The sequence below is a fragment of the Ruegeria sp. BG11 genome (genome assembly GCF_056538565.1).
Window position 1 is genome coordinate 36,231 of sequence record NZ_JBQFTH010000018.1, and the last position, 24,240, is coordinate 60,470.

26 protein-coding genes, 1 tRNA gene and 1 pseudogene are annotated in these 24,240 nt (G+C 56.2%); 16 read left to right on the plus strand and 12 right to left on the minus strand.

Annotated elements, in window-relative coordinates; translation table 11 throughout:
* Window positions 1–22: 22 nt before the first annotated feature.
* The 6 genes from ACR0JF_RS21520 to ttcA all read right to left on the minus strand — a co-directional run bounded on the left by ACR0JF_RS21520 (window position 23) and on the right by ttcA (window position 6,223).
* Complete coding sequence (locus ACR0JF_RS21520; RefSeq protein WP_480669861.1) at window positions 23–391, minus strand: DUF2946 domain-containing protein; 369 nt, start codon at window positions 389–391, stop codon at window positions 23–25.
* Entirely contained in the window at window positions 388–1,041 is a 654-nt protein-coding gene (gene yihA / locus ACR0JF_RS21525; RefSeq protein ID WP_170663005.1) for a ribosome biogenesis GTP-binding protein YihA/YsxC, read from the minus strand. The genes ACR0JF_RS21520 and yihA overlap by 4 nt, the downstream gene beginning before the upstream one ends.
* Window positions 1,038–1,775 carry an MOSC domain-containing protein gene (locus ACR0JF_RS21530; protein ID WP_170663007.1) on the minus strand — a complete coding sequence of 246 codons (738 nt, stop codon included), beginning with the start codon at window positions 1,773–1,775 and terminating at the stop codon, window positions 1,038–1,040. The genes yihA and ACR0JF_RS21530 overlap by 4 nt, the downstream gene beginning before the upstream one ends.
* Window positions 1,772–3,601: a membrane protein insertase YidC gene (gene yidC, locus ACR0JF_RS21535; protein ID WP_170747470.1), complete on the minus strand. Its 1,830-nt coding sequence runs from the start codon at window positions 3,599–3,601 to the stop codon at window positions 1,772–1,774. Before yidC ends, ACR0JF_RS21530 begins: the two co-directional genes overlap by 4 nt.
* 126 nt (window positions 3,602–3,727) lie before the next feature.
* A complete protein-coding gene (locus tag ACR0JF_RS21540) occupies window positions 3,728–5,107 on the minus strand; it encodes a putative bifunctional diguanylate cyclase/phosphodiesterase (protein ID WP_480669864.1) in 1,380 nt (459 codons plus the stop codon).
* 222 nt (window positions 5,108–5,329) lie between these two features.
* A complete protein-coding gene (ttcA, locus tag ACR0JF_RS21545; protein WP_170663013.1) occupies window positions 5,330–6,223 on the minus strand; it encodes a tRNA 2-thiocytidine(32) synthetase TtcA in 894 nt (297 codons plus the stop codon).
* A 341-nt stretch (window positions 6,224–6,564) separates the two neighbouring features.
* On the opposite strand from ttcA, the pseudogene ACR0JF_RS21550 reads away from it, so the two are divergent.
* Window positions 6,565–6,741, plus strand: a pseudogene (locus ACR0JF_RS21550) (alpha/beta hydrolase); the annotation flags it as partial.
* A 62-nt stretch (window positions 6,742–6,803) separates the two neighbouring features.
* Entirely contained in the window at window positions 6,804–7,271 is a 468-nt protein-coding gene (locus ACR0JF_RS21555) for a hypothetical protein (protein WP_480669873.1), read from the plus strand.
* Here the strand turns inward: ACR0JF_RS21555 and yidD are convergent.
* Genes yidD through rpmH form a run of 3 tightly spaced genes read right to left on the minus strand, consistent with a single transcriptional unit; the run spans window position 7,268 to window position 8,087 of the window.
* Entirely contained in the window at window positions 7,268–7,504 is a 237-nt protein-coding gene (gene yidD / locus ACR0JF_RS21560) for a membrane protein insertion efficiency factor YidD (protein ID WP_170663019.1), read from the minus strand. The two genes, ACR0JF_RS21555 and yidD, sit on opposite strands and share 4 nt — an antisense overlap.
* Window positions 7,501–7,926 carry a ribonuclease P protein component gene (rnpA, locus tag ACR0JF_RS21565; RefSeq protein ID WP_170663021.1) on the minus strand — a complete coding sequence of 142 codons (426 nt, stop codon included), beginning with the start codon at window positions 7,924–7,926 and terminating at the stop codon, window positions 7,501–7,503. The genes yidD and rnpA overlap by 4 nt, the downstream gene beginning before the upstream one ends.
* Window positions 7,927–7,952: 26 nt before the next feature.
* Complete coding sequence (gene rpmH / locus ACR0JF_RS21570; protein WP_005980833.1) at window positions 7,953–8,087, minus strand: 50S ribosomal protein L34; 135 nt, start codon at window positions 8,085–8,087, stop codon at window positions 7,953–7,955.
* Between the two features lie 269 nt (window positions 8,088–8,356).
* Between rpmH and ACR0JF_RS21575 the strand changes: the two genes are divergently transcribed.
* From ACR0JF_RS21575 to ACR0JF_RS21635, 13 genes are all read left to right on the plus strand, one after another.
* The gene (locus ACR0JF_RS21575) at window positions 8,357–9,115 is read left to right on the plus strand and encodes a TVP38/TMEM64 family protein (protein WP_480527889.1); all 759 of its coding nucleotides are present in this window, start codon (window positions 8,357–8,359) and stop codon (window positions 9,113–9,115) included.
* 5 nt (window positions 9,116–9,120) lie between these two features.
* Window positions 9,121–10,539, plus strand: coding sequence for an FAD-dependent oxidoreductase (locus tag ACR0JF_RS21580; RefSeq protein WP_170663023.1), 1,419 nt, complete (start codon window positions 9,121–9,123; stop codon window positions 10,537–10,539).
* A gap of 18 nt (window positions 10,540–10,557) precedes the next feature.
* Window positions 10,558–11,940, plus strand: coding sequence for an ATP-binding protein (locus ACR0JF_RS21585; RefSeq protein ID WP_480669867.1), 1,383 nt, complete (start codon window positions 10,558–10,560; stop codon window positions 11,938–11,940).
* 64 nt (window positions 11,941–12,004) lie between these two features.
* Window positions 12,005–12,081 (plus strand) — tRNA-Arg (locus ACR0JF_RS21590).
* A 148-nt stretch (window positions 12,082–12,229) separates the two neighbouring features.
* Window positions 12,230–13,414: a site-specific integrase gene (locus tag ACR0JF_RS21595; RefSeq protein WP_170663024.1), complete on the plus strand. Its 1,185-nt coding sequence runs from the start codon at window positions 12,230–12,232 to the stop codon at window positions 13,412–13,414.
* Window positions 13,411–14,442 carry a hypothetical protein gene (locus tag ACR0JF_RS21600; protein ID WP_170663026.1) on the plus strand — a complete coding sequence of 344 codons (1,032 nt, stop codon included), beginning with the start codon at window positions 13,411–13,413 and terminating at the stop codon, window positions 14,440–14,442. Before ACR0JF_RS21595 ends, ACR0JF_RS21600 begins: the two co-directional genes overlap by 4 nt.
* Before the next feature lie 122 nt (window positions 14,443–14,564).
* Entirely contained in the window at window positions 14,565–14,774 is a 210-nt protein-coding gene (locus ACR0JF_RS21605; protein ID WP_170663028.1) for a MerR family transcriptional regulator, read from the plus strand.
* A gap of 517 nt (window positions 14,775–15,291) precedes the next feature.
* On the plus strand, window positions 15,292–15,819 hold the full coding sequence (locus ACR0JF_RS21610) for a helix-turn-helix domain-containing protein (protein WP_170663030.1): 528 nt from the start codon (window positions 15,292–15,294) through the stop codon (window positions 15,817–15,819).
* Between the two features lie 31 nt (window positions 15,820–15,850).
* Window positions 15,851–16,042, plus strand: a complete 192-nt coding sequence (locus tag ACR0JF_RS21615; RefSeq protein ID WP_170663032.1) for a hypothetical protein — start codon at window positions 15,851–15,853, stop codon at window positions 16,040–16,042.
* Between the two features lie 18 nt (window positions 16,043–16,060).
* Window positions 16,061–16,486 (plus strand): hypothetical protein, encoded by a 426-nt coding sequence (locus ACR0JF_RS21620; RefSeq protein WP_170663034.1) that lies wholly within the window; start codon window positions 16,061–16,063, stop codon window positions 16,484–16,486.
* A gap of 659 nt (window positions 16,487–17,145) precedes the next feature.
* Window positions 17,146–18,507, plus strand: a complete 1,362-nt coding sequence (locus tag ACR0JF_RS21625) for a DUF1800 domain-containing protein (protein WP_170663036.1) — start codon at window positions 17,146–17,148, stop codon at window positions 18,505–18,507.
* A gap of 19 nt (window positions 18,508–18,526) precedes the next feature.
* The gene (locus tag ACR0JF_RS21630) at window positions 18,527–19,678 is read left to right on the plus strand and encodes a DUF1501 domain-containing protein (protein WP_170663038.1); all 1,152 of its coding nucleotides are present in this window, start codon (window positions 18,527–18,529) and stop codon (window positions 19,676–19,678) included.
* 440 nt (window positions 19,679–20,118) lie between these two features.
* A complete protein-coding gene (locus ACR0JF_RS21635) occupies window positions 20,119–20,916 on the plus strand; it encodes a GNAT family protein (protein ID WP_170663040.1) in 798 nt (265 codons plus the stop codon).
* 245 nt (window positions 20,917–21,161) lie between these two features.
* Here the strand turns inward: ACR0JF_RS21635 and ACR0JF_RS21640 are convergent, their stop codons facing one another.
* Window positions 21,162–21,425, minus strand: coding sequence for a DUF4242 domain-containing protein (locus tag ACR0JF_RS21640; RefSeq protein WP_170663042.1), 264 nt, complete (start codon window positions 21,423–21,425; stop codon window positions 21,162–21,164).
* Window positions 21,426–21,588: 163 nt separating this feature from the next.
* Here ACR0JF_RS21640 and ACR0JF_RS21645 point away from each other — a divergent pair, with 163 nt between their 5' ends.
* On the plus strand, window positions 21,589–22,467 hold the full coding sequence (locus ACR0JF_RS21645) for a LysR family transcriptional regulator (protein WP_170663044.1): 879 nt from the start codon (window positions 21,589–21,591) through the stop codon (window positions 22,465–22,467).
* Window positions 22,468–22,720: 253 nt separating this feature from the next.
* On the opposite strand, the gene ACR0JF_RS21650 is transcribed toward ACR0JF_RS21645, so the two are convergent.
* Both ACR0JF_RS21650 and ACR0JF_RS21655 read right to left on the minus strand, forming a co-directional pair.
* Complete coding sequence (locus tag ACR0JF_RS21650) at window positions 22,721–23,632, minus strand: glycosyltransferase family 4 protein (protein WP_170747472.1); 912 nt, start codon at window positions 23,630–23,632, stop codon at window positions 22,721–22,723.
* Between the two features lie 13 nt (window positions 23,633–23,645).
* Window positions 23,646–23,960 (minus strand): hypothetical protein, encoded by a 315-nt coding sequence (locus ACR0JF_RS21655; protein WP_170747473.1) that lies wholly within the window; start codon window positions 23,958–23,960, stop codon window positions 23,646–23,648.
* Window positions 23,961–24,240 lie beyond the last annotated feature (280 nt).

The following is a 24,240-nucleotide window of genomic DNA, read 5'->3' on the forward strand; positions in this document are numbered from 1 at the left end:
GTAAAAACAAGGTTTCGCTGTTTCAGGAGGAGTGGGGTGGTCCCCGCGCATCATAGCGGGCGTAAAACCCCGCACTGCGATGGGTGAAATCGGAATGATCCCAGCGCGGCTGCAGTTGGAAATCCGCCGGAATGATCAACTCAAACCCGGGCAAATTGGCATCCGCAGTGAGCCCCGCAAAAGGGCACATGGAGCGCGTGTCATGCTCATCATGGATTGGATCGTCCGGGTTCAGATCGACCCATTGCTCGACCGTTCCCTCTCCGGTGCAAAGCACCAGTAGGATCTTGCCGTCATTGCCTTGCGCTGGCATCCATCCCTGCGGAATTGCACTGGTCGCGAGCAGTGCAAGCAGGGTCAGAACACCAAAGACGCGCAGGATCAGGGTCATTCTAGATGGGCGATGATCGAGCGAAGCGTCGACACCCCATCCCCTTTTTCCGAGGATGTCAGAACGATCTCAGGGTATGCGGCAGGGTGTTTGGACAGGGCTGTACGCACTTGGTTCAGCACTTTCTCGCGGTCGTTGGCCTTCACCTTGTCGGCCTTGGTCATGACGCATTGAAAGGTCACGGCGCTGGTGTCCAGCAGCTTCATGATCTCGTCATCCACAGGCTTCACCCCGTGGCGCGCATCAATCAGAACAAAGGCCCGACGCAGGGTTTGCCGGCCGCTGAGATACTGTTTCAGCAGTCGCTGCCATTTCTCAACCACCTTGACCGGAGCATTGGCGTAGCCATAGCCGGGCAGGTCCACCAGATACAGCTCAGGACCTTGGGTGAAAAAGTTGATCTCTTGCGTGCGGCCCGGTGTGTTTGAGGCGCGCGCGAGGCCCTTGGTGCCGGTCAGCGCGTTGATCAGGCTGGACTTTCCGACATTCGAGCGTCCAGCAAAACAGACCTCAAGCCGGTCGGGGGCGGGTAGGCCGTTCATCGCGACGACGCCTTTGACGAACTCGGATTCACCTGCAAACAGCTTGCGCCCACGCTCCAGCGCGAACTCGTCAGGATCTTCGGCCAGAGGGAAGGGCAGGGTAGTCATAGCAGTTGAACCTTATCGTCAATGCGGATTTCACCGCCTCGGATCACCTCGGCATAAACGCCGAAATCCTGATGGTCCCAACTGTTCAGGGCACCAAGCGTGTCCGCATCCCGCTCGCCCGTGTCGGGGTTGGCAGTGGTTGCCAGACAGCGCGTTATCCGTTCGCGGACATGGAACACGGCCTGCCCAATCTGAACTTCACGACCGAGCCAATCGAACTCCTCCCACGAGGGCAGGCCATTGAACCAGATATTGCCGCGCCAGCGGATAGGCGACAGGTCACGACCCAGCTTCTGTTCGACCGCGCGGTGGCTGGCCATGTTGCACAGGCTGATTGAGGGGAAATCACTGTCGGTCATTCCCCGACCGGGCACGCGCACGATTCGCGCCGATGCTGCGCGATCCAAAGGCATCAGCGGTTTGACCCACTCCAAAAACACGTCCTGCTGGGTATCGGGTGCAAAGCTCAGATCCGGACGATCAGGGTGGCGAAGGGTCACGCTGTCGCCGTGGGATTCGGCCGAGATTGCCATCAGCTTGGGCGCCTTCGCGCCGCGGCTGAAATTTACGCAGGGTGCCCATTCCGAGCCGTCGGTCTTGGCAGCCTCATGCGCGACGGCCCAAACACGATCCCCGGGCATGGTCTGCCCGGGGAGTACAGTGATCTCGGTCAGGGCTTCTCGCCCATGGCTCTTGATCGGGTGCCGCCAGAGGGCTGAGACCTGCCCGCTCATTTGCCGTCCGTCTTCGGCGTGCGCTTGAAGCCGGATTTGATGTTGCCGAACACGTCCGGCTTATACCCTTGGCTGCGCATGATCAGATACTGCTGGGTGAAGGTGATGGTGTTGTTGGCAATCCAGTAAACCACCAGTCCGCTGGCAAACCCGCCCAGCATGAACATGAAGACCCACGGCATCCAGGCAAAGATCATCGCCTGTGTCGGATCGGTTGGTGCCGGGTTCAGCTTTTGCTGCAGCCACATCGAGATACCTAGCAGCAGGGGCAGGATTCCGATAAAGATCAGCGCAAGGAAGCTTTCAGGCGCGGGTGCGGCCCAGGGCAACAAGCCAAACAAGTTGTAGATCGAGGTCGGGTCCGGCGCGCTGAGGTCCTGGAACGGACCAAACCACGGTGCCTGACGCAGTTCGATGGTGACGAAAATCACCTTATACAGAGAGAAGAAGATCGGGATCTGCATCAGGATCGGCAAACAGCCCGCGGCGGGGTTTACCTTTTCCTTCTTGTACAGCTCCATCATGCCCTGCTGCATCTTCTGACGGTCGTCGCCCGCAGCCTCTTTCAAGGCCTCCATCTGCGGTTGGAGCTCTTTCATCTTCGCCATCGAGACGTATGATTTGAACGCCAGCGGGAACAGGATTGCCTTGATGATCAGCGTCAGGCCGATGATGGACCACCCCATGTTGCCGATCAGCAGGTTGATGTTGTGCAGCAGCCAGAAAATCGGTTTCGTCAGGAAGAAGAACCAACCCCAGTCGATGCTGTCGATGAATTTCTGAACGCCCTCGGATTGGTATTCCCGAATGGCTTCCCATTCCTTCGCGCCCGCGAACAGGCGGGTGCTAACCTCTTCCGCCGCACCCGGAGCTACTGTCAGGGTCGGAAGCACGGTTTCGGTCTGATAGATTTTGCGGCGCGAGTCGTATTTTGCGGCGGCTTTGAAGGCCGATCCGGGCTCGGGGATCAGTGTTGTCATCCAGTAGTGATCGGTGAACCCAATCCAGCCGTCCTCTTTGACCTGATAAACCTCGGCCTGAGCGCGTTCGTTCGGATCGATGTCGAAGTCGCGGACATCGCCATAGTCGACCTCGGTCAAGGTTCCGTCGGCCATGCCGATCACGCCTTCATGTAGGATGAAGAAGTTTTTGAGGCCCGGCAGATCGCCGTCTTCGCCAATGCCATGGCGGGCCAGAATGCCGTAGGGGGCCATGCTGACCTCGGCGCCGGTGGCGTTTTCGACCGACTGGGTCACCGAGAACATGTAGTTTTCATCCACCGAGACCGTGCGGCGGAAGGTCAGGCCGTTTCCGTTGTCCCACGCCAGTGTGATGGGGGTGTCTACGCCCAATGTCTCGCCCTGCTCAAGGGTCCAAAGGGTGTTGGGGCCGGGAACGTCCGTGTCGCTTACGCCGGATCCGGGGGCCCAGCCATAGAGGGCGTAGTAGGCCGAGTCCGACCCGACAGGGGCCAAAAGTTCGACGATCGGTGCGTCTTCCTCAAGCGAGACTTTGTAGTCCTTCAGAAACAGCTCATCAATGCGGCCGCCCGACAGCGACAGGCTGCCTTTCAGACGGGGCGTATCAATCGCAACGCGCGGTGCTTGCTCTTCGGGCTGAGCCTCTTCCGCGGTCGCGGTTGCCTCGCCAACTGTTCCGGTGCCGGCTGCGCTGGGCGTTTGAATCTCGGACCCTTCGGTTGCTGCGATCTCGGTCTGTTCCGTTCCGGGCGTGGGTTCCGGCGGAGGGAACAACACGAACCAGACCAGGATCACGAGAAAGCTGAGCGCGGTTGCAAGGATGAGATTCTTGTTCTGATCGTCCATCTGGGACAGCCACCTTGAGCAGTGAAAGACACCCGCAGGGTTCAATAGAGTGCAGGCCCAAAGGTCAAGCGGAATCGGCTGTAAATTCGTCGCGGCGTGGCATTCCAGGCCACTCTTTCATGGAATTCAGCCGGTTTGACGTCCGATTTTCGGAACCCCGTTCATCTTGCCGTTATGCGCAGCCATCCAGTCCAGCGTCTTTTCGAACGGCATTGGCTTGCCAATACCAAAGCCCTGCGCGTGATCACATCCAAGCTGGGCCATCAGGGCATGTTCCCCTGGTGTCTCGACCCCTTCTGCCAGCGTCTCCAGATTCAAGCGTTCGGCCATGGTCAAGATGGCGTTGGCCATCTGTTGTTGACCGGGGTCCTGATCGGACTTGGCCACGAATGAGCGGTCGATCTTGATCCGCGTGACGTTGAACCGCTTGATCGACACGATTGATGCATGTCCGATGCCGAAATCATCCAGATTAATACAGCACCCTAAAGTTGCAAGGCCGGTGACATTGCGGGTGATCACGTCGTCGGGGAGGCGCGAAAAGACGGTCTCTAACACTTCGACGGTCAGCCTGTCGGGGGTCAGGTCGAATCGATCAAGCTCCCATTTCAGGCGGTCGATCAAACCCGGTGCGCGCAGCTCATCCGAGGAGAAATTGACACCCATGCGTGGCACAATAACGCCCGCCCTTTCCCAGGCCCGCATGGCGGTGAAGGCGTGGTGCCGGATGGCCTGACCCAAACGCTCCATCAAGTCGGCTTGTTCGGCGAAGGGCAGGAAGACTTGTGGGCTCAGCACGCCTTTCTGCGGATGTTCCCACCGAGCCAGCGCCTCAAAACCCGTAACGCGGCCGGTATCCGTGGACACCTGTGGTTGGAACCATGGGCGGATATCACCATGATCCAGCGCTGCCTCGAACTCCTTGCGCAGATTGCTGCGTACCAGTGACCTGCGCCGTGTCTCAGAAGAATAGGCCCGAATCGTCGAAGGCCCACTGCGCTGTGCCTCGGTCAGCGCATCGGTGCTGGCGGCTTTCCATTTGGAGACCGTATCGCCGGCAATTGTTTTGTTCATGCTGAACCCAATCGAACAGGTCAGGTAGAGACCGACTGCATTGAGCATGATCGGCTCTTCCACCGCAGACTGGATGCGCCCGGACATCTGGATACAGGCCTCGAGGTCCAGCTGCTGCGACGGATGCAGACCGATCATCAGGCCGTCGTCTCCTACCAACATCGCAATGTCATTGTCGCGGATCATCGAAAGAACGCGGCTGCAGAATTGCTGGTGGATGTGATCGGCGGCGGCCTGACCGTGAATATCCGCAACCTCGGGAAAACCGTCGATCGCAATGGCGATGCAAGCTGTCCCAGCCTCTTGCCTTTGCGCGATTTCGAGCTTTTTTGCCAAGGCCAGATTGAACTGGTCGTTCGGCAGCACACCACCGATTGCCTGCCCTGCGCGTGCTTTCGACTGATTGTTCACAATCCCAGCTACTGCGAACATCAAAGGTACCCCAAGCGTCACACTGACAAGCGCACGTTCGCCGCCCAACCAAAAAGCCCCAAGGCTGAGCGCTGGCAGAAAGGCCAGCGCAGATGGCCCGCTGAGGGCAGAGATTACAGGACGGAGAAAACGGTCAAAATCAGGAAATTTCCGCATAGCTATTCAGGGCCTTGGGCATCAAACGCTCAAGGTGAACGGTAGGAAACCAGTCTGAGTCAGACGTTAACGCAACTGCGGAATTTCAGCAGAATTTTCGTCTTTTTTGCTGGAATCCAAGGAAAGACCTGAAAAGTCGAACAATTTTGGGTCCAGCAAATGGGAGGGGCGGGCGTTGGTCAGGGCGCGGAACATGACCTGACGGCGGCCGGGGCTGTTCTTTTCCCACTGATCGAGAATGTGTTTGACCTGCTGGCGCTGCAACCCATCCTGACTGCCACACAGATCGCAGGGAATGATCGGGTAATTCATCGCCTTGGCGAATTTCTCGCAATCGGCCTCGGCTACGTGGGCCAGCGGGCGGAAGACGAACAGGTCGCCCTCTTCATTGACCAGTTTGGGCGGCATGGTTGCCAGACGCCCGCCGTGGAACAGGTTCATGAAGAAGGTTTCCAGAATGTCATCGCGGTGATGGCCCAGCACCACGGCCGAGCATCCCTCTTCCCGCGCGATGCGATACAGGTTGCCCCGGCGCAGGCGCGAACACAGGGCGCAATAGGTCCGGCCTTGGGGAACCTTGTCCATCACAACGGAATAGGTGTCCTGATACTCGATCCGGTGGGGAACGCCCATCCGCTCCAGAAACTCGGGCAGGACGGTGGCGGGAAAGCCCGGCTGTCCCTGATCCAGATTGCAGGCCAGCAAATCGACCGGCAGCAACCCACGCCATCTCAGCTCATAGAGAATGGCAAGCAGGGTGTAGCTGTCCTTGCCGCCCGACAGGCAGACCAGCCAGCGTGGCGGCTTGCCATCCTTGTCATGGGCGGACGGGTCGATCATCCCGTACTGCTCGATCGCCTCACGGGTCTGGCGCACGATGCGTTTGCGCAGTTTCTTGAACTCGGTTGTCGAGGGCGCGCCAGCAAACAGCGGATGGATATCGTCGGCTTCATCAAACATGGACCGTGATTACAGCGCAGGATGCGCGCGGGCAAGGTGTCGTGAACCCGGGCCAGTTTTTGGGGAAAGCGCTGCCTGTGTTGTGCTCTCCGGATTTATCGACGGAGTTTAAAATGGACTATTTCTTTACCGTCCGCGGACGCAACGGCAATCATTATTCAAACAAACTGGGCAAGGCGCGCTACCTAGCAATACCGTCCAACGTAAAGACACCGGCGCGCAAACATGAAATCCGAATCCCGGACTGGCTGGACAAGGTGCAGCAGGCCGCCGGGGCGACGGATCACGAAAAAGGCCATATCGTATTCTTCGTGCATGGTTTCAACACCGAGCAGTTCGAGATGTTGGAACGCCACCGCAAGATCCGCAAAGGGCTTGAGGCCCATGGGTTCAAAGGCGTGGTCGTCAGCTTTGACTGGCCAAGCGATGGATCCGTCTTGGGTTATAGCTCGGACAGGGCCGATGCGCGGCGCTCGGCGGATAAGCTGTTCAATGACGGGATCAGACGCCTGTCCAAAATGCAGACCCCAGATTGCCCCCATAATGTTCACGTTCTGGCGCATTCGATGGGACGTTTCTGGTGCGCGAGGCCATGGACTATGCCGATGACGACCATGAGATCGCACAGCACAGCTGGACCACCAGTCAGATCGCCTTTGTCGCGGCGGATGTCTCGGCCAAGTCTTTCCTGGAGGGCAGCGCCAAGACCTCATCCCTGATGCGGCGGTGTACGAGGCTGACCTGCTACTACAGCCCGTTTGATGAGGTTCTTTCGATCTCTGAGGTCAAGCGCGTGGGTGTTTCGCGCCGGTTGGGTCGTGTGGGTATGCCCTCGGACCATCCTGAAAAGGCGGTAAACCTGTATTGCGGAAAGTTCTTCAATGACAATCGCGCGGATTACCCGGATGGGCCATCCGCCAGCCACAGCTGGTATTTCGACTCGCCACGATTCTACGAGGATTTGCTCCACACTCTGCTGGGTAAATTGGATCGTGAAGTTATCCCGACCCGAAGGTCTACGGACCGAGGGAATCTGGCGCTGGTCTAATCGTCTTTGGATTTCTCCGGCACCGGGTCATACCCCGTACCGCCGAATGGGTGGCAGCGCCCGATTCTACGGGCGGCCAGCCACGCGCCCTTGATCGCGCCGTGTTTCTCAAGTGCTTCCAGTGCATAGGCCGAACACGTCGGTTGGTAGCGACAATTGAATCCGACCCAGGGGCTGAAAACCAACCGGTATGCGCGCACGGGCAGGGCGAATATGCGCGCCAGCAGGGTCATTTGCGAGGGGAGTGAATCTTGCGCAGCGCATAGCGCAGATCGTCGAGCATGGCGTCAAACGCTCGCCCGGCGGTGACCTCGGCGCGGCCAATCAGGACATAGTCCCAGCCCTCATGCCCCTGTGTGGGCAGTACGGCGCGGGCTGCTTCGCGCAGGCGGCGCTTGGCGCGGTTGCGGGCCACCGCATTGCCGACCTTTTTGGAACACGTAAACCCGACGCGAATGCCTGCGCCCTCATCCGGCGCGCGCCTGCGCGCCTGCACCATCATCGAGGATGTGCCTTGCCGACGCGCCCGTGCCGCTTTCAGGAAATCAGAACGATTCTTGAGAACGGTCAGAGGTTTGGGCGCGCAAACGGACGCCGCCGGGGGCTTGACCCTCGGTTGGCTGATGCCATCCTCAGGGGCCTCCGGCGGCGTCATGTTCATAACCTGATCGGTGAGGCGGTTTACGCGCTCAGCGATTTGCGGCCGCGTGCACGGCGTGCGTTCAGGATTTTGCGGCCGGCTTTGGTGGCCATGCGCGCGCGGAAACCGTGGCGGCGTTTGCGAACCAGGTTCGAAGGCTGATAGGTGCGTTTCATCGCTCCGTCTCCAATCTATAGCGGTGGGTGCGGCGCGGATTCGCCTGGCCCGAGTGTTCGAAGCCCGTCCTCTACTGCCAAGCGGGGGGTAAGTCAAACCCCAAGGCACGGGTTTTCGCGCCTTTTGCAACAATTCTGTAACCTGGCCGGTCAAAAGATTTCAGAATCCGGTTTTTTGCGCCCCGAACCCTCACATTCCCGGCCACAGAGTTCAAGGCCGCGTGAGGGGCCTGTTGCAGGACAACGAGGCAGCGCATGTTGAGGTCAGAATGAAACAATCAAAGCCGGACAGTCAGATGAGCGAAACGACCCAAGCACCGCGCAGCGGGTTTGCGCGCCATATTCCATTGCTTGTGATCCTGACCGTTGCCGCGGTGGGGTTCTTCACCCTTGGGGACTACCTGAGTTTTGAAACCCTGCGCGACAATCGCGAGGCTTTGTTGGCTTGGCGGGATGAATATTATTGGGCCATGGCCGCAGCTTTCGTTGGGATCTATATCGTGATCGTGGCGTTTTCCCTGCCGGGAGCCGCCGTCGCCTCGATGACCGGTGGTTTCCTGTTCGGCCTGTTCGCAGGCACCGCGTTCAATGTGTTCGCGGCCACGATCGGCGCATCCGCCATCTTTCTGGCCGCGCGCTGGGGCTTGGGTGAATCACTGACGGCGCGCCTCGAATCCTCGGAAGGGACCATCAAGAAACTCAAGGACGGCCTGCGCGAGAATGAGATCTCGGTCCTGTTCCTGCTGCGTCTTGTGCCCGTGGTTCCGTTCTTTGTGGCCAATCTGGTCCCCGCACTGGTGGGCGTGAAGTTCCGCAACTTCCTGTTCACGACGGCGCTGGGCATCATTCCGGGCGGGATTGTCTACACCTGGATCGGCGTCGGCCTAGGCGGTGTCTTTGATCGCGGCGAAACGCCTGATGTTTCGCTGCTTTGGGAACCCTTTGTTATCGGTCCGATCATAGGCTTGTGCGTATTGGCCGCTCTGCCCATTCTGATCAAAGCCCTGCGCGGTAAAAAGGACGCCTGAATTCCATGAAAGAGCTGAAAACAGATATCCTGGTCATCGGCGCCGGGTCGGGCGGTTTGTCGGTTGCGGCAGGGGCCGCGCAGATGGGGGCCGATGTGATCCTGCTGGAAGGCCACAAGATGGGCGGGGATTGCCTGAACTTTGGCTGTGTCCCTTCCAAGGCCCTGATCGCCAGTGGCAAGATGGCCTATGGGCAGGCCCATTCAGCGCGTTTTGGCGTGGCCGATGTTGTGCCGCAGGTGGACTATGCGGCAGCCAAGGATCACGTGCACAGCGTCATCGCGCAGATAGAGCCGATGGACAGTCAGGAACGGTTCGAAGGTTTCGGCGTCAAGGTGATCCGCGAATTTGGCACCTTCCTGTCTTCGACACAGGTGCAGGCCGGTGAGAACGTGATCACCGCGAGGCGGGTTGTCATCGCCACCGGGTCTTCGCCGCTTGTGCCGCCGATCCCGGGGCTGGACTCGGTGCCGTTCTACACGAATGAAACTATCTTTGATCTGAAGGAGAAGCCCGACCACCTGTTGATTATCGGCGGTGGCCCCATCGGGATGGAGATGGCGCAGGCCCATATTCGGCTGGGTTGCAAAGTTACCGTGATCGAAGGCGCAAAAGCGCTGGGCAAGGATGACCCCGAGGCTGCAGCCCTTGTTCTCGAAACCCTGCGAGCCGAAGGCGTCGACATTCAGGAACAAGCCATGGTCGCGCAAATCCGAGCCTCGGCTGGCGCGGTCGAAGTTGTCACCCAGAACGGAGACATCTTTGCCGGTACCCACCTTCTGATGGCGGCCGGACGCAAGGCAAATGTCGAACGTTTGAACCTTGAGGCGGCCGGGATCGATCGTACACGCACAGGGATCAGGGTGGATGACGCTTTGCGCACGACCAATCGCAAGGTCTATGCTATCGGCGATGTGGCGGGTGGTCTGCAATTCACCCATGTGGCGGGGTACCATGCGGGCATCATCATCCGCTCGGCCCTGTTTGGTCTGCCGTCAAAGGCCAAGACCGCTCATATCCCCTGGGCCACCTATACGGACCCAGAACTGGCTCAGGTCGGCCTGACCGAGGCGCAGGCCCGTGAACAGCATGGTGACGCGACGGAGGTCGCCCGGTTCGACTACCATCACAATGACCGCGCCATTTCCGAGCGTAAGACAAAAGGGTTCATCAAGGTCATGGTCGTGAAGGGGCGCCCCGTGGGCGTGACAATCGTCGGCCATCAGGCCGGAGAGCTGATCAACTTGTGGTCCCTTGCTCTGGCCAATAATCTCAAGATGGGGCAGATCGCCGCGATGGTTTCGCCCTATCCGACGATCGGAGAGCTTAACAAACGTGTGGCGGGGGCTTATTTCTCGCCAAGGCTGTTTGAGAATCAGACGGTTAAACGCGTGGTCAGGTTCGTGCAACGCTGGATCCCCTGACCGGAAGAGGAGCGCCAATTGAACTCGCTGTCCGGCCGATTTCTGATCCTGACGACGGTCTTCGTGATGTTGGCCGAGGTCCTGATCTTTGTGCCGTCCATCGCACGTTTCCGAGAAGACTTCCTGCTGAACCGGCTGGAACGCGCGCAGATTGCGTCTTTGGCGCTGCTGGCCGATGACATGCTCGCCGACGATCTCGAGGCCGAGCTGCTGGCAAATGCGGGTGTCTACAACGTTGTCCTGCGGCGCGATGAGGTGCGGCAGCTGATGCTGTCTTCGCCGATCCCTGAACAGATCACCAACACCTATGACCTGCGCGACGCGGGCCCGTGGATCCTGATCCGCGATGCGATGACCCGTATTTTTACCACTGAAAATGAGGTCATCCGTGTGATCGGTGAGCCGGTCAAAGGGGCAGGTCTGTTAATCGAGGTAACCATAGACAGCATGCCCTTGCGCATGGCGATGGTGGATTACGGGCTGCGCATTCTGGGTCTGTCCTTCGTTATTTCGATAATCACGGCTTTCTTCCTGTTCCTTGCCGTGCGCGTTGTGCTGGTACGCCCGATCAAAAGCGTTGTCGGCTATATGCAGCGCTATGCCAGCGCGCCCGAGGATGCTCGCGGCATCATCACTCCCAACTCCAAGGTTACCGAATTGCGTGAGGCGGAGGAGGCCTTGAAGATGTTGCAGACCGACCTGACGCAGGCGCTAAAACAGCGTGAGCGCCTGGCGCAACTGGGTGGTGCGGTGGCCAAGGTCAGCCATGACCTGCGCAATATCCTGACCTCGGCGCAGCTGTTTACGGATCGGATCGAAGCCAGCGATGACCCCCTTGTCCGCCGGATGGCCCCCAAGCTGGTCAACTCGATCACGCGTGCGGTTTCGCTTTGTGAAAGCACCCTTGCCTTCGGTCGCGCGGAAGAGCCTGCGCCGACCCTGACCATGGTGCGCGTCCGCGACATCGCCGAAGATGTTGCCGCCAGCGAGCAGTTGGCCGTTGCCGATGCCTGCGTCGAAATCGTGAACGAGGTGCCCAAGGATCTGGTCGTGCGCGCAGATCCAGAGCAGCTCTTCCGCGTGATCATGAACCTTGTGCGCAATGCCCGGCAGGCTCTGGTCTCCTCAGGCAATCCCGGGCGCGTCACTGTCACCGGCTGCGCCATGGAGGCCAGCTGGTGCATCGAAATCCGCGATACCGGCCCCGGCCTACCGCCCAAAGCCCGCGAGAATCTGTTCACGCCATTCCAAGGCGGCGTACGCAAGGGCGGCTCGGGCCTTGGGCTTGCGATTTCACAGGAACTGGTGCGCGGACATGGTGGAGATCTTGTGTTGAAAGAGACCGGACCCACCGGTACAACCTTTGAAATAAGCCTCCCACGCGGGGATCTAACTTTTTGAAGATTTTTTGCAGAATCGGCTTGCACGTCTCCCGCACCGGGTCTAAACACCGCTTCACCAACGCGGACCGATAGCTCAGCTGGATAGAGTACTTGACTACGAATCAAGGGGTCGGGGGTTCGAATCCTCCTCGGTCCGCCACTTGGTGATTTCCCCAAATCTCAATGAGATACACTAGGTTTCTCAAACCTCTGTGTTTTATGGCTGTAGCTGCGTTGGCTGGTTTCGTTGGATTTTATCCGATCATACCCGTTTACTTTCATTGAGTGGTATATTTTGTGGTATTTTCATGGCTGCGCCCATCGGGAAGCTGACAAAAAAGCTGGTAGAGAATCTAGGCCCGGGTCGGCATGGCGACGGTTCTGGTCTGTATCTTGTTGTTGATCCATCAGGCGCACGGCGCTGGATCGTGCGCGTAACGGTCAAAGGACAGAAGAACCGCAAGGGCGCTCCGCTGCGCACGGATTTTGGGTTGGGTGGCGCTGATGTTGTCACTCTGAATCAAGCCCGCGAAAGAGCTCTCGAGTATCGACGAATGGCAAAGTCAGGGCTGAACCCTCGGTTCAATTCCCAGCGCGAAATCCCAACCTTCGAGGAGCTCAGCCGACAGGTCCACATCGACCGCCTGCCAACATGGAGGAATGCCAAGCATGGGCAGCAGTGGCTCAACACCTTGCGCGACTATGCGTTCCCAAAGATCGGGCGCATGCCAGTCGACAGCATTGATCAGCCTGAAGTGTTAATGTGCCTGTCCCCGATCTGGACCGATAAACATGAAACCGCAAAGCGGCTGTCGCAGCGGATCAAGACGGTACTCGATGTGGCAAAGTCCAAAGGCTTCCGATCGGGCGAGAACCCGGTGACCGCTATCCGCGAAGGCAAAGTGCTGCCCACCGTCAAAGCCAAGGTCCAACACCACGACGCGATGCCGTGGCAGGAGGTCCCCGCGTTCTATGCCGAGTTGCAGACCCGCTCAGCTATGGCCGCCAAGGCGCTGCAATTCACCATTCTGACCGCCTGCCGGACCTCAGAGGTCTTGGAGATGAAATGGCCCGAGGTCGATGTTGATGCGCGCCTGTGGACCATACCTGCGGAGCGCATGAAAGGCGGGCAGGTCCATCGTGTACCTCTCACCGACGAAATGCTGGCTATTCTGGAGCCGCTGCGCGCGCTGGCCTCTGACTATGTGTTCGAGGGGCAAAAACGGCACCAGCCGTTGTCGAACATGTCCATGCTGATGCTGTTGCGCCGGATGCGGCAGGATGGCGTCACCGTGCATGGCTTCCGCAGTTCGTTTCGGGATTGGGCGGCCGAAGCTGCAAACGCGCCGCGCGAGCTGGCTGAGGCGGCTTTGGCACATCAGGTTGGATCGGATGTGGAGCGGGCCTATGCGCGGTCGGATTTGTTAGAACGGCGACGAAAGCTTGGCGAGAAATGGAGTAGATTTACATCAAGCCAAGGAGCGTCTCTGTGAGATTTTTTTGTGCAGTTGAACTGCCGGAGTGGTGTTATCTGTCGGAAGCCGTGCACTTCCTAGCTTTCGGGAAGGTTCCAGAGGTTATTTGGTATGACACGCCGATACCTGACGAGCGTGGTTCGCCCGTTGGTATAGACGCAAGATTTTATTGGAAGGAGATGCCTGACAATTTCGAGAATAACTTGATTAGTTTTGATTTCTACGAACCAGAAGACTTCGCTGCTGCGGGCCTGGATATGCCCAAGGGCTACGGAGAAGCGGCTAGTTCAATACTTTGGGGACAAATTTGGGATGCGTACCATACTCTGAAATTCCATGAGGAGTATTTCGATCGGATAGACTGGGAACCCTTAGAAAGAACTACTCAGCTGAATAAATATAAGGCGGCAAAGAAGGTAGTCAGTGAAGCTGGTCCAAAAGAAATTCTCTTTGAAGAGACCAACGCCCTATTTGAAATCCACTTAGAGAAGGTTTGGGGTCAGCTTTTCTCGGGAATTCATTCGGGGGATTTGGTTATTGAAGCTGTGCATCTTGAGCGGTGGGATGCACTGTCCGCAGCCGATGAATACGAGAAGGCAGGCGAGTTCGAAAAAGTGCCGGCGGAGGCATTTAGGCTTGCTCACGATTTCAAGCAAGATGAATTGACATTTGGGCAAAGAACTTTCGTAGCCACACGAGTGAATACGCAACAGCTAATCACGTTTTGGGGCAGTCGCTTCCAGATGGGCGAGTCTCTGACTGCTAGATCGTTTGGACACGCATTGGTTCTGGAGGATGGGACCTTAGACAGCGTAGGGAGTACTCCTAGCAAACGATCTAGAGGCGCACCATTCGCCTTGGACTGGAAAAAAATGGAAGCAAGATTGGAGGAAATGCACCAACTCGGCTCACTACCATCGAAGAAAGATGCTTGCATTCAAGAACTGATAGAACATGCACAAAAGGTACTTGGTAGGAGAGTTGGTAGAACGACCGTGCAAACACGTTTGAAGCATTCGCTAGACAGGCACTATGCCCGAAATTAAGTCCTTTGGGCGCCTGAATACAGGCTTTTGGGGCGGGCTTTTCGGGCCTGAACTGGTATCGTCACAGCCATTGGTCGAAAGTTAACAATAGCCATCGCAACTGATCCAAGAGGATTTCAACGATGGCAAACGTCTTCAATGACGACCGGGTCTATTTCCCAGAAGACCCTGAGATGAAATTGCTGGGAAACCGTGAAAAGCTGGCTCAATGGCGTCACCGCATGTGCGGTCCGGCCTTCATTCGCATCGGTCGGCGGATCGCCTATCACGGCGCTGATCTGAACTCCTGGCTGGAAGCGCGGCGCACCGATCCCAACAACGAGGCTGCATAATGAAAAACCCCAAGCCCAAGCGCGGAGATGGGGCTTTTCCTGTGACATCAACTGCCACCCTAGCAAGTCCAGTTGATGCCACAGGATGCCCTGTGCCGACAAGACAAAACGAGCGCCGGTACTACTGGTCACCTCAGAGCCATTCGGTCGAACGGGTGATCATTCGGAAAGGACGGATCGAACATGGCTGAGACGTCCTTTTCCAAATCAAACAGTACCAGTCAAGAAAAGGGGCCGGACACTGGCCCACTAACCCGAACCGATCATCGGGAAACCGCTGAGAACTACAGCGGTGAGCTCTTTCGCCACGGTATTTACCGCGTTTCTGTCTGCCGGGATGGTATCCAATTGCTGTTTCAGCGCCAGAGACCCCAATTTCCCGCCGGGGGAGCGGCGTGGGACACGATCGGATACTGTGTGTCCAAATCCGGCCTAGCCCGGCTCGTCCGGGCGCATATCGGCTGCGACGTTCCGGAGTTGGATGCCCTTCCCGAGCGTTTCCAGCGGAGGTGTCGCGATGAGTAGGCGGCGGTCTCCCAAGGGCAAACGGTCGGATGAGGGCCAATATGTCCTTATGCCCTATGCCATGATCAAATCTCCTGCGTGGAGGGCCTTATCCGGACCTGCGGTGAAGCTCTGGTTGGAGCTTCACACCCGCTACAACGGTGGCAACAATGGCAAGCTGTTTCTGTCGATGAACGAGGCGGCAGAAATCCTAGGATTGGGTAAGGCCACTGTTCAGCGGGCTTTCGAAGAACTTCAGGACAAAGGCTTCCTTGTTCTTGAGCGTGAAGGCAACTGGTACCACCGTCGGGCCCACGAATGGCGGTTGACGACCAAGACGACGCAGACCCGGTCCGGCAAGAAAGCAGCCACCAACGACTGGCGGTTCTGGCAGCCCGAAAAAACAAAACGCGGTTCTGAGACGGACCCGTCAGCATCCTCCGTGGTTCCGTTTGAGAACCCAAAGACCTTCCAAGGTTCCAATTCAGAACCCGTCAGACCGGTTTCTCGCCGGTCCGTCGGTTCTGAAACGGAACACTAATACTAACCACTCCCTGTTACGCGAGGCGAACATGAGCAAGGCACAGAAAGACAAAAGCAACGATCTTCAGACAACGAACTTCGAGCTTACCGAAGCGGAAACCAATGCAATTGCCGATCTGAGGGAACGGAAGAAATCACGCGTTCGGGCGCCGAACATCAAGTTGGACTTCGATGAAGACACACGCAGGCTCACGGTTGGGCACAAGGGAAAAGACCCATAGTCGGGCTGCGCGTTGGCGATGCATGAGCTAGGCACAGTCGATTATCGGTTTTTCGAAGGCGTGATGGATCAAGTCGCGACGCTTGGGCAACAGGACAGCTCTGTTTCTGAGACAGCATCAAACTTCGTGATGTCTGTTGTTGCCGGGGTTGGGCCGCAAGACGAGATCGAAGCCATGCTGGCGGTGCAGATAGGGGCGATCCACCAGGCGACGATGATGATGGCGCGGCGCCTGAACCATGTAAAAACTCTCACGCAGCAAGACTCGGCGGAACGGGCGCTCAATAAGCTGGCGCGGACCTTCACTAACCAGGTTGAAACCCTGAAACGGTATCGCTCCAAGGCAGATCAAACCGTTCGTGTTGAACGCGTTGAAGTCAAAGAAGGCGGGCAGGCTATCGTAGGCAATGTCCAAAACGGGGGGCGGTCGGATGACAAAAAGTGACGACAACCTCATGGACCCTACGAAAAGACTCAATGATGCGCCCAGGTGCACAGCAACGGCAAAGTCCACCGGCAAGCGGTGTGGAGCACCCGCCGTTCAAGGCTGGAGTGTTTGTCGCATGCATGGGGCTGGAGGTGGGCAAGCCGCTGGGCCAAGCCATCCGTCATAGAAGCACGGAGAACGATCCAGAGAATCCGAGGAAGCGCGCAAAGCGATCAGTGAACTTATCCGCGCCATAGGGAATTGCAGAAAATGGTCCACTGACTCGGCACTGCCTCGCAAGCAAGGCAAAACAGACGTTCAAGCGAAGTGTTTGGATGGCTGCTTCGAGCCCAAAGCCGCACTAGCTACGCTTCCTGACTATGCGCGCGCAGCGAGGCGCGAACGGTGCAGTCCGGACATTCAGTTCCGTTCAGTGAAGGGCGAAGACGCGGACAATTCTGCCTTTGATCAGGGCAGTCCAAGTCTGTTTCGGGGCGTGCGAAAAAATAAGTTCATTTGCAAATTTGCGAACAATTTTTTGCTTCTGTCGCAGCACGAGTCTGTTGCACACTAATAGGAGGCTCAACAGCGCCCCGCGCCAAAGGAACCTTCGGTGCGATGGAAACGGGATGAACAAATGTATATAATTCCATAGAACTGGAAAAGGTCAGCTAGCCTTGGCAGAAACCGATATTGCTCAAATTCGCTTCGGATATGGATTTGGACCACGTGTTGCACCTGCCAAACGCGCCATTCTACTCGAACAGTTCTTTGAGCCTGACTTGGGTGCCACTCGATATCCGGGTCTGCAACTTGCAGAAGCGCTGACGTTGGGGCGCGAGTTCAGAAAAGCAAGGAAAGCAAATCAGCGTAATGAACCGGGTTCCGGGGATCGTTTTAAGAATGCTCGTCAAGATCTACGCCAAGCCGCAATAGACGGGTTAGCAACATCAATTGCCCGTGTAGTCAGTGCAAGTTCGCCACTCCGCGAACGGCTAACTTGGTTTTGGGCGGACCACTTTACCGTTGCACCCCGAAACATTGTCGCGCGCGCAATGTCGCCAAGCTTTGTTGATGACGCTATTCGACCACATTTGTCGGGCACTTTTGCAGAGATGCTCAAGGCTGTGGTCCGCCATCCCGCAATGCTCTTCTATCTCGATCAGGCGCAGTCCATCGGTCCGGATTCGCCTGTCGGCTTACGCACCGGAAAAGGGCTGAATGAAAATTTGGCGCGCGAATTGCTGGAGCTTCACACAATGGGTGTTGGCAGCGGCTATACCCAAAGAGAGGTTCGGGCGGCGGCAGAGCTTTTAACCGGACTCTCTTTTGATCGAAGGCGGGGCTTTGTCTTTCGTCGCCGCGCGGCCCAACCGGGTGCTGAAACTGTGTTGGGTAATACATACGGGTCGACGCCGGCGGCAGATGTTGAGGACATTGATTCATTTCTCGAAGATCTGGCAGCGCGACCTGAAACGGCGCATCACCTTTCGCGAAAACTTGCTGTTCACTTTCTGGTAGAAAAACCTCCGGAAGCGTTGGTAAGTGATTTGAAGCTGATTTATCAGGAGACTGGTGGTGACTTAGGCACGGTTACAAAAGTGCTGATGGAACATCCGGAAACCGCTCGGCTGCCGCTTCAAAAGATAAAAACACCATTTGAATTCATTTCCTCATCGCTGATTGCATTTGGAGTGCGCGGCGATGAAATTATGCAGATCAAAGCAGGCCGACTTCGTACGCTGGTTGAGCGTCCTATGGCGGCCATGGGTCAACCTTTCATGCGCCCCTCGGGGCCGGATGGTTGGCCCGAAGACGCGGCGTATTGGATCAGCCCCCAAGGCCTCGCGGCCCGTATATCATGGGCCGTTTCCGTTGCGGATCATTTAGGCAGACGGGCAGGAGACCCGCGCAACTTTCTTGAGCAAACTCTCAGAGCGCATAGCGGTGATCATCTGCGATTTGCCGTTTCGGCTGCTGAAACGAAAGCGGAAGGGATTGCGCTTGTCTTGGCATCGGCTGAATTTAACAGGAGGTAGGTTTGTGAGGGGTTCCACCATGAACAGAAGATCGGTTCTGCGCGGCGTCGCAACTCTCGGCTGTTCCGCAGCTGCTTTTCCTCTGATGACGAATATCACCCTTGCCTCTGCCCCTTGGGAGGGGCGGCTCGTTGTTTTGATTCTGCGCGGTGCTATGGACGGTTTGGATGTCTTGCGCCCTGTCGGTGATCCAGATTTTTCTGGATTGCGCTCCAGCTTTGGCGAAGAATCTACGGATTTGGACGGATTTTTTAGCCTCCACAGCGGTCTTAACGACCTCCTTCCGATGTGGCAAAGCGGTGAGCTTGCATTTACGCATGCGGTTTCTACACCCTACCGCGATGTGCGTAGCCATTTCGATGGTCAAGACTTGCTCGAAGCCGGTGTTGGCATCGAAAGTGGCGTGACGAAAACACGTGACGGTTGGTTGAACAGATTGTTGCAGGTAACTCCAGGGATTGAAACCGAGACCGGTTTTGCTATCGGGCGCGAGAACTCGCGGATTCTCATGGGATCCGCGCAAGTCGCTAACTGGTCACCAGAAACCCGCCTAAATCTGGGGGCCTCTGCAGAAGATCTTCTGATCCACGCATATCAGAATGACCCTCTCTTTAGCTATTCGGTGGCGGAAGCTATCGAATTGTCTCGTTCTATTGAACCGGTGAATGCGAAGGGCCGTCCGGAAATATCTATTGCAAAGTTCGCGGCTGAAAGAATGCGTGGGGATACTCGCATTTTGAGTTTTTCACTCAGCGGCTGGGATACACATCGCAGGCAAGGCAACGTAATGCCAAACTTGCTCGGACGATTATCTGACACCATTTTGACGCTGAAGCAGGGCCTCGGCGAGGTTTGGTCCAAAACGGCCGTTCTTGCGGTAACGGAATTCGGACGAACCGTGTACGAAAACGGATCTGGCGGCACGGATCATGGCACGGCTGGAGCAATGCTTATGGCGGGTGGAGCCATAAGAGGAGGCCGAGTCTACGGTCGCTGGCCCGGTCTTGCAGAAGCCGATTTGTACGAACGGCGCGATCTGATGCCTACGGCGGATTTACGTAGCTACATTGGTTCCGTCATACGGACGCTCCTCGGTCAAAGCAAAGCGAATATCGAGCGCACAATATTTCCGGGTGTGGTGATTGCAGATGTTCCGGAAGTTATTCTTTGACCCATCACGGATTAGGCGCTTAAGTTCAATAAATCTCCGCCCATGTTTCCGCAGACGTAAACAAGTATAAGATTACCATATAAATCTGAGTTGATTGGCCCATTAGCGTCCAAATCTCGTCGGACGTGCCTAATCAATCCTAAAGCGAGCCGCCAGTAGTAGATTGGCATCTATTTTCAGAGACGTCTTTCGCTGTAGCTATTAATTCTCGCGGCCAACTTAGGTGTTGAACCTGCTCGTTATTGCAAGACCGCTATGGGCTCAACTCGGTCATTCGCTGAGCTTTGCATGAACGGGTTCTTTACGAACAAAGCTGCCATTCGCTCTTTCCCAAAAACTCTCTTTGCTTCATAGTCTAGCGCGTGACGGTCGCTTGACGGCACGCCCCCTAATCAATCGATCGTCTCTGAACTGTTTAGTGCTACTTCGAGGAAACTCTCATGGAAGCATTCGGAAGCGAAGACCAGCGACGCATGTCGACCATGGGGGAGCATCTTATCCAGCTATTGGATGATGACACTCAATTTTGCAGCCATGGGCGCGGTATTCAAATTGTCAACGAGTACAGCGGAGCCTTGAATGACGCTGTTGCAATGGCCCGAATACTTGGCATTTCGGCGATAGAAAGCATACCGCGTCAGGAGGTGGCAAAGACGCGAGAAGCCCTTGAAATTCAGGGATTAAAAACCGACACAATAGCTTGTTATCTTGGCGGATTGAACTGTGTTGACATTGCTCGGAAAATAATCGCCACACGGGCGTTGCCCGAGGATTTGACCGTACGTGTGATTGATCGCGACTCTCCGCCAGAATGGCTTGAAGCTTTCGCAGAAGTCGCGATGAGCCACGGTGTTTTGCCGCCAATAGGGCCGGTTATGCGCGGTTTGTCTCGCCCCGGATTTGCGATGGTCGTTTTTGACAACTCAGGTGCTCCCGTTGCAACCGCGGGCTCAGTTCTGTGCCATCCGCCCAGCAGTAGGCTGCATCGTCGCGCTCAATGGGGGCAACTTTCGACCAAGCCTGAACGCATGGGTGAAGGTGTAGCAAAAGTCTTGGGTGCCAAAGCTATGATACACTCTCATGAAAAGCTTGGCGCAACTGGGTTCAAGACTGGCATCGCTCCGGGCAACGTTCCATCTGCACGGCTTTGCGAAAAACTTGGCTTGGAGGACAGTGGAAGCGATATAGTCGCAATCATAGATCCTCACGTATACTCAGAAGATCGGTTAACCAAGTGATCCATCCGGCAGTCTCTGGTCGTATTGTGTAAGCAGAACTCCCGGGAGCCTGAGCTAGTCTTTCGAAGAAGCTAAAATGAGATGAGTTCTAGTCTGCATTGGAGAGGATGCTGCGCTTCCGCAAAACTCGGTGTACCAAGTATCTGCGGGTCGAACCTGCAGCTCCCTGCCGAGCAGCTCAAAGATTACTAAGGGCCCTTGAGCATATACTCAGGGCCCAATAAAACAATAAAGCTTGCAAGCCGTTACGGGGTAAGGTCCATTGCGGCTACGACCTTTTCGTAAGGAAGCCTAGCGGTATCGTTCAATCGACGAACTTGATCGGCGCTTTCACCATCAAACAAGCACATGCAGCGCCCGTCATCGGGAGCAAATGTTGAACGAACGTAGGTGATCTTGTCTCCATCTGCCGTCATTTTTTGCGCAGTTGCTATCGCGGCTTTTTGAGCAGCGCCCAAGTCATCCATGCTGATGCCCTTAAGGTTTCTTTCGACCATAAAAACAGACATTTCGCTCCCTTTCCGAATAGTCAAAACTAGTGCATCTATTGCATCACGGAGCGGTGGCTCGGGGAACTATCAATACCTTATGACTTAATAACTCCAGGTTTGGATAAAACGGTGTATCCTGCGTCATGATTGTTATTAGCTATCAGTGACGAGGTGCCCCAACATGGAGATGTCTCAGATTAGATATGTCTTATCTGCCGCAAAGCATCTGAATTTCACCAAAGCTGCTGCAGAATGCAATGTGAGCCAACCAGCGCTTACCAAGGGCGTCAAGTCACTGGAAACCGAACTGGGCGCACAGGTTTTCCATCGGGAAGGTAGGAAAATACTGATTAGCGACTTTGGGAAGTCTATGCTGCCGCATTTACAGCACATCGTTGACGAAGCAGCAGCCACACAAGCGCTGGCTCAGAATTTTCGTTTGCTCGAAAAGGTGCCGTTGCGCTTAGGTGTCCTTTCAACAATTGGGCACGTTCGCCTTGCTCGCTTTTTAGCTCAATTCGAGAAAAACCACAGCGGATTGGAGTTGTCTGTCAACGAAGCAAGCGCATCGGACCTAAAGAAAAAACTTGCCGATGGCGATATCGATGTTGCTTTAATGACCCTGACTGAAGAGCTGGAAGTGGAGTTCAGGGCTAGACCACTCTACGTCGAAAGATATGTGGTTGTTTTCCCGCCGGAACACCGCCTTGGACAACTCAACTCAGTTTCACTCCAAGACTTATCACAAGAAAACTACGTTGACCGCTTGGCCTGTGAGTTGCGCGAGATGGTAATGTCGGTTTGTCAGTCAAAAGGTGTGGAACTGTACGCTCGCTTCAGGTCTGAGCGAGAAGATTGGGTACAAGCAATGGTTGCTGCGGGCATTGGTTTCGCCTTTATGCCTGAGTACTCGGTTACTCTACCGGGCTTGTTGCAGCGCCCGCTTGTTGAGCCAGAAGTTTCAAGAACTATCGCGGCCTTTACAGTCCCTGGCCGAAAACATTCGCCTGCACTTGATGCTCTGATGAGGTCATCGCAGACTTTTGCATGGCCGGGATAAGCAACGTCAGCTTTGGGCTCAAAGCGGAACTTAGCTGCACCAGGCCTGAATGACGGCGCTGCGGATATAGCTGCCGTCCACTTAGCACAAGGCAATGACCGCTCGCAGTCCAAAGAGGGCACCAAAATGTACTGCGCTAAGTAGGCTCGCGCACAAACGCAAAGCTGGACGCAGGCAATTTCTTTGAAATCACAATTGATTTTGCAGCGAATGGCTCGGCAAAAACGCAAAAGATCCAGTGTCAAATTTTGATTCAGCTGCTTTTCTCAATAGTGTTGGAAAGCAGAAAATTATTGATCGCAAGTCGCCAATCATAAGGGTCAAGATTGCAGAATGAAACTCTCGTATCTCCTTCACGGTCACGTAACCCATCAACTTTACTGGCGATCACATTGCGCTTCGCGGCAAGCGCTTCGTCCAGCACAAGTCCATAAGCCTCCCAACGCGACGGGATCGCGACGATATCCACTGCTTGATAGGCTTCTGCCGGGTCCTTGGCATGACCCCTAAATTCGATGCGCGGGTCACCTTCTGCCAACGCCTCAAGGTATGAACGCTGACTGCCTTCGCCAAAGATCAACAAGCGCGCCTCCGGCGTTCGGGTTGACCGAAAACCCTGGATCAGGATGTCGAACCCTTTCTGCTGTTCCAAACGCCCGATGGCACCAATTGTGGTCCTTGACTTGGGAGGCAAAGTGTTGCGCGACAACTGCTCAAGATCAACGGTCGGAGGAATGACAGCCAGTTTTTCCGAAGCAGCCAGGCGTCGTTCCTTCATCCAGTCCGACTGCGCGTGGCTGACGGCGACCACCTGATCAAAGAAGGAATAGATCACACGCAGCATCGCAAAAAAACGACGTTTATAAGGGACATTCAGAGTGGTGAATGCCCGGGTGTAACTGTGTTCGACATGGACCAGTCGAGTGTCCAGATGCATTGCGCGAAGAGCTGAGAACGCGGGAAGGCTTCTCCAGCTTGGTACGACGTGGGACACGATGACATCCGCATTCAGTTTGCCCCAAGAAAATGCGGTCCGTTTGACTTTCAACACCTTTTGCTGGACCGCCCCGGACAGATCTGATTGCGCCAAAAGATGGTCGAGCATCCGCATCACGCCACCCGCTGTGGTGTCGTCTACCAAGTGGAGGATCTTTTTCTGTTCCATGATGACGCCTCTCTCAGATCGATTGCAGTTTGGATTTCATTTGTCCCAGCCGGGTGATCGGGCCGGGTCCAAACGTTTTTAACACAAGGGCTGCGGCGAAAGTGCTGAACGATTTCAGAGGTTCTTCAAGCACCGGACGGGGGCTTTCCTGGACGCTTCGCACAAGCAACTCCCAAGCTGTGTCCCGGTCGAGGTTGGTGATCGCCCGCCGCGCCAGATAGCGCAGCTGATAAGCACGGGCCGAAGGTTCGTGCCGGGCAAAGAATTCAGGGTTCAGCGGGCGCAGCTTCGCGACCATCCGCTCCCACGCCTCTAACTGGCGATCCAAAGCCGCCGAAAGCCCGCCTGCTGTCCGTCTTCAGAGTTTTTCAGAAAGGGTTGGTGTTTTCGTAAAGGAGGCTCTGGTTCAGTTTTCGTATGAGTTTAAGCGGCAGCGGCTTGGTGCTGCAACCGACGGTTTTTTGTTGTCTGCTTCTTGATCTCCTCTCTCATTTTTGGAATCTTCGCGCCTTGCTCTCGAAGAAAAGCACCGCAGCTGGAAGGTCATCGGTTTGACTGCCGGAGTTCTGATGATCCTTTTGTCGAAGTCCCGCATGGGCTTGGTCGGG

What these genes read in the sequence shown, in the direction of transcription:
- ACR0JF_RS21610 (WP_170663030.1), top strand. Translation starts at nt 15,292, where the DNA reads ATGAGTAGGCGGCGGTCTCCCAAGGGCAAACGGTCGGATGAGGGCCAA.
- ACR0JF_RS21640 (WP_170663042.1), bottom strand. Translation starts at nt 21,425, where the DNA reads ATGTCTGTTTTTATGGTCGAAAGAAACCTTAAGGGCATCAGCATGGAT.
- ACR0JF_RS21630 (WP_170663038.1), top strand. Translation starts at nt 18,527, where the DNA reads ATGAACAGAAGATCGGTTCTGCGCGGCGTCGCAACTCTCGGCTGTTCC.
- ACR0JF_RS21615 (WP_170663032.1), top strand. Translation starts at nt 15,851, where the DNA reads ATGAGCAAGGCACAGAAAGACAAAAGCAACGATCTTCAGACAACGAAC.
- yidC (WP_170747470.1), bottom strand. Translation starts at nt 3,601, where the DNA reads ATGGACGATCAGAACAAGAATCTCATCCTTGCAACCGCGCTCAGCTTT.
- rpmH (WP_005980833.1), bottom strand. Translation starts at nt 8,087, where the DNA reads ATGAAACGCACCTATCAGCCTTCGAACCTGGTTCGCAAACGCCGCCAC.
- ACR0JF_RS21575 (WP_480527889.1), top strand. Translation starts at nt 8,357, where the DNA reads ATGAAACAATCAAAGCCGGACAGTCAGATGAGCGAAACGACCCAAGCA.
- ACR0JF_RS21645 (WP_170663044.1), top strand. Translation starts at nt 21,589, where the DNA reads ATGGAGATGTCTCAGATTAGATATGTCTTATCTGCCGCAAAGCATCTG.
- yihA (WP_170663005.1), bottom strand. Translation starts at nt 1,041, where the DNA reads ATGACTACCCTGCCCTTCCCTCTGGCCGAAGATCCTGACGAGTTCGCG.
- ACR0JF_RS21540 (WP_480669864.1), bottom strand. Translation starts at nt 5,107, where the DNA reads ATGTTCGCAGTAGCTGGGATTGTGAACAATCAGTCGAAAGCACGCGCA.
- ACR0JF_RS21530 (WP_170663007.1), bottom strand. Translation starts at nt 1,775, where the DNA reads ATGAGCGGGCAGGTCTCAGCCCTCTGGCGGCACCCGATCAAGAGCCAT.
- rnpA (WP_170663021.1), bottom strand. Translation starts at nt 7,926, where the DNA reads ATGACGCCGCCGGAGGCCCCTGAGGATGGCATCAGCCAACCGAGGGTC.
- ttcA (WP_170663013.1), bottom strand. Translation starts at nt 6,223, where the DNA reads ATGTTTGATGAAGCCGACGATATCCATCCGCTGTTTGCTGGCGCGCCC.
- ACR0JF_RS21620 (WP_170663034.1), top strand. Translation starts at nt 16,061, where the DNA reads ATGCATGAGCTAGGCACAGTCGATTATCGGTTTTTCGAAGGCGTGATG.
- ACR0JF_RS21520 (WP_480669861.1), bottom strand. Translation starts at nt 391, where the DNA reads ATGACCCTGATCCTGCGCGTCTTTGGTGTTCTGACCCTGCTTGCACTG.
- yidD (WP_170663019.1), bottom strand. Translation starts at nt 7,504, where the DNA reads ATGACCCTGCTGGCGCGCATATTCGCCCTGCCCGTGCGCGCATACCGG.
- ACR0JF_RS21635 (WP_170663040.1), top strand. Translation starts at nt 20,119, where the DNA reads ATGGAAGCATTCGGAAGCGAAGACCAGCGACGCATGTCGACCATGGGG.
- ACR0JF_RS21580 (WP_170663023.1), top strand. Translation starts at nt 9,121, where the DNA reads ATGAAAGAGCTGAAAACAGATATCCTGGTCATCGGCGCCGGGTCGGGC.
- ACR0JF_RS21605 (WP_170663028.1), top strand. Translation starts at nt 14,565, where the DNA reads ATGGCAAACGTCTTCAATGACGACCGGGTCTATTTCCCAGAAGACCCT.
- ACR0JF_RS21650 (WP_170747472.1), bottom strand. Translation starts at nt 23,632, where the DNA reads ATGGAACAGAAAAAGATCCTCCACTTGGTAGACGACACCACAGCGGGT.
- ACR0JF_RS21595 (WP_170663024.1), top strand. Translation starts at nt 12,230, where the DNA reads ATGGCTGCGCCCATCGGGAAGCTGACAAAAAAGCTGGTAGAGAATCTA.